Below are 950 nucleotides of genomic sequence, written 5' to 3'. Positions count from 1 at the left end.
TTGATACGTGCATACACGGCATGAAGTCCAACTTCGGTATGAATTTCGAAGGCAAAATCGAGTGCAGTGGCATACTTGGGCAGTACGATACATTTGCCTTTGGGTGTGAAAGCCATAATGTTATCATGGTAGAACGATGCCGTCACACCATCCATATAGTCCATCTCGTTGGTGTGGTAGGCTATATCCTTGAGCACAGCCCTGAACTTTTCCAACCATGCCTTCAGGTTTTCCTCCGTGCGTTCAGCAGTACAGCCAAGGCGGTTGTTGCGTATCATACGTTCAGACGAGATATGCACTTCCTCCCATTGTCCCTTTGGATTGAGAAACTTCACATGGAAACTTTGGTAGCCGTTCTCCTTCGGGGCATTGATATAATTGACCACAGAACAAGGACGCTCCTTGAAACAGTCGGACAACACGGCATAGATATGCAAGCTCTGCTTCTTTTCCTCCTGTAGGCCGTCAGCCTTGTAGATGATACGCAGGTAATGCTTGCTGTCGATATGTTCGAAATCACAACATTTGGACTGCATCTTGCGCCAGATACTGTAAGGTGAGCGCATACGGAGCTCGATGCGTGCGTCAATGCCGTTAGCTTCAAGTATCTCCTTAGTCTTGGCGATAAAGACATCCACATCTGGCTTCTCCGACAGCTGAAGTTCAGCCAACTGTTTCTCTATTTGTTCATACTCACGTGGACAGCGATAGCGGAACGACAGATTTTCAAGTTCTGTCTTTACGTTATACAAACCAAGGCGATTGGCAAGAGGGGCATAGAAATAATCTGTCTCCGAGGCAATCTTCATCTGCTTGTCAGGGCGCATACTGCTTAGCGTGCGCATATTATGAAGTCGGTCTGCCAACTTCACAAGTATGGCACGCACATCAAACTGTACAGACGATAGCATTTGGCGGAAGTTATCCACCTGCTTCGACTGGTCATACTG

1 protein-coding gene is annotated in these 950 nt (G+C 47.3%); it reads right to left on the bottom strand.

Going from position 1 to position 950, the window contains the following annotated elements; translation table 11 throughout:
* A partial coding sequence (locus ST42_RS05330; RefSeq protein WP_044072706.1) for an HD domain-containing protein occupies positions 1 to 950 on the bottom strand: 950 nt, incomplete at both ends.

The sequence above is a fragment of the Prevotella pectinovora genome, from assembly GCF_000834015.1.
GTDB lineage: Bacteria > Bacteroidota > Bacteroidia > Bacteroidales > Bacteroidaceae > Prevotella > Prevotella pectinovora.
The sequence above is the reverse complement of the archived record's forward strand: the minus strand, read 5'-3'. Positions and strand labels throughout refer to the sequence as shown.